At 69.6% G+C, this 2152-nt stretch carries 2 protein-coding genes; both read left to right on the top strand.

The annotated features are described in order from the left end of the window. A partial coding sequence (gene hemDX / locus G3N99_RS39190; protein WP_206125079.1) for a fused uroporphyrinogen-III synthase HemD/membrane protein HemX occupies nt 1–1630 on the top strand: 1630 nt, incomplete at its 5' end. A 2-nt stretch (nt 1631–1632) separates the two neighbouring features. Then, nucleotides 1633–2152 (top strand): heme biosynthesis HemY N-terminal domain-containing protein (locus G3N99_RS39185; RefSeq protein ID WP_277396497.1); only part of this gene is annotated, 520 nt, incomplete at its 3' end.

The raw sequence follows: 2152 nt of genomic DNA, 5'->3' as shown, positions 1-2152 counted from the left end.
GCCGGCCGACGGTGGCGTACCCCATTACGATTCGGAAAGCCTGTTCGCGTGCATCGAGGCCGCTTTCGGCGGCGTGCAGGCGCTGACGGGCAAGCGCGTGCTGATCGTGCGCGGCGACGGCGGGCGCGAATGGCTCGCCGAACGGTTGCGCGAGGCCGGCGCGGACGTCACGCTCGTCGCCGCATACCGGCGCGTCGTGCCCGAGCCGCGCGTCGGCGCGTGGGAGCGCGTGCATGCGCTGCTCCACGGCGAACCGCATGCGTGGCTCGTCACGAGCTCGGAAGGCGTGCGCAACCTGCACGAACTCGCGCGGGCGCACCTGAACGATGCCGAGATCGACGCGCTGAAGCACGCGCCGCTCGTGACGCCGCATCCGCGGATCGAGCAGACCGCGCGTTCATTGGGTTTTGATAGGATTACGCTGACCGGCGCGGGCGATGAGCGCATCGTCCGCGCGTTTCGAACGATGGCCGACGAGGCCGTCCAACCGGCGACAGCCGCACCGGTGACTAAACGCATGACAGATACCAACGATTCCAAAAGCGTCGCTTCCCAGCCGGCCGCTGCATCCGCACCGCCGTCGCGTCCCGCCTATATGGCGTCCGAACCGCCCGCGCGCCGCGGCGGCAGCGCGGTGCTGTGGTTCGTCGTCGTCGTGCTCGGCTGCGCGGCGGGCGTCGGCGGCTACGCGCTGAACCGCAAGATCGACCGGCTCGACGGCACGTTCGTCACGCGCCAGAAGGCGCTCGATGCGCAGACGGCCGAGACGCGCCTGAAGACCGAGCAGGCGCTTGCGAGCACGCACCAGGTCGACACGCAGCTCGCGCAGCTCGACGGCAAGCTCGCCGACGCGCAGAGCGCTCAGCAGGCGCTGCAGCAGCAATACCAGGACCTGTCGCGCAACCGCGATGCGTGGATGCTCGAGGAAGTCGACCAGATGCTGTCGAGCGCGAGCCAGCAGCTTCAGCTGACCGGCAACACGCAGCTCGCGCTGATCGCGCTGCAGAACGCCGACGCGCGCCTCGCAACGTCGCAGAGCGCGCAGGCGGTGACGGTGCGCAAGGCGCTCGCGCTGGACATCGAGAAGCTGAAGGCCGCACCGGCGGCCGACCTCACGGGCCTCGCGATCAAGCTCGACGATGCCATTGCGAAGATCGACGCGCTGCCGCTGTCCGGCGAAGCGATCGTCCCGCACGAGGCGCCGAAAGCCGCGCCGGCCGACGCCGCGTCGTCGGCCGTGGCCGTGGCCGGCGAGCCGCGCTGGAAGGTGTGGTGGCACGACTTCTCGGCCGGCCTCGGCCAGCAGTTGAAGGGGCTCGTGCAGGTGCGCCGCATCGACAACGCGGACGCGATGCTCGCGTCGCCCGACCAGGGCTACTTCGTGCGCGAGAACGTGAAGCTGCGCCTGCTGACCGCGCGCCTGTCGCTGCTCGCGCGCAACGACAGCGCGATGAAGGCCGACCTGCACGCCGCGCAGGCGTCGCTCGGGAAGTATTTCGACCAGGCATCGAAGGATACGCAGACCGTCGAGGATCTGCTCAAGCAGGTTGACGGCGCATCGCTGACGGTTGCGGTGCCGAACCTGAACACGAGCCTGAACGCCGTTCAGCAGTTCAAGAGCCGGGGGTAACGATGACGCTTCGAGGAATCGTCTGGCTCGCGGTCCTGTTCGCGATCGCCGCAGCGCTCGCCACCGTCGGCCGTTTCGACGCGGGGCAGGTGCTGCTCGTCTATCCGCCGTACCGGATCGACGTGTCGCTGAACCTGTTCGTGATCGCCATCGTCGTGCTGTTCATCGTCGTGTATGCGCTGCTGCGTATCGTGCGCAACATCTGGCGCATGCCGCAGCGGGTCGCCGCGTATCGGGCGCGCTCGCGCAACGAGAAGGCGCAGGCATCGCTGCGCGACGCGATCGCGAACCTGTACGCGGGCCGCTTCTCGCGCGCGGAGAAGGCCGCGCGTGAAGCGCTGTCGGTCGATGCGAACCAGGGCGCGGCGAGTCTCGTCGCGGCCACGGCCGCGCACCGGATGCACGAGTACACGCGCCGCGACGACTGGCTGTCGAAGGTCGACGCGCCGGAATGGCAGGACGCACGGCTGCTCGCCGCGGCCGACATGCGCGCGGATGCACGTGACGCCGACGGCGCGCTCA

Origin of the sequence: Burkholderia sp. Ac-20392 (assembly GCF_017104585.1) — a bacterium.
Classification (GTDB): Bacteria; Pseudomonadota; Gammaproteobacteria; order Burkholderiales; family Burkholderiaceae; genus Burkholderia; species Burkholderia lata.
This window is presented reverse-complemented; position numbering and strand designations above follow the sequence as displayed.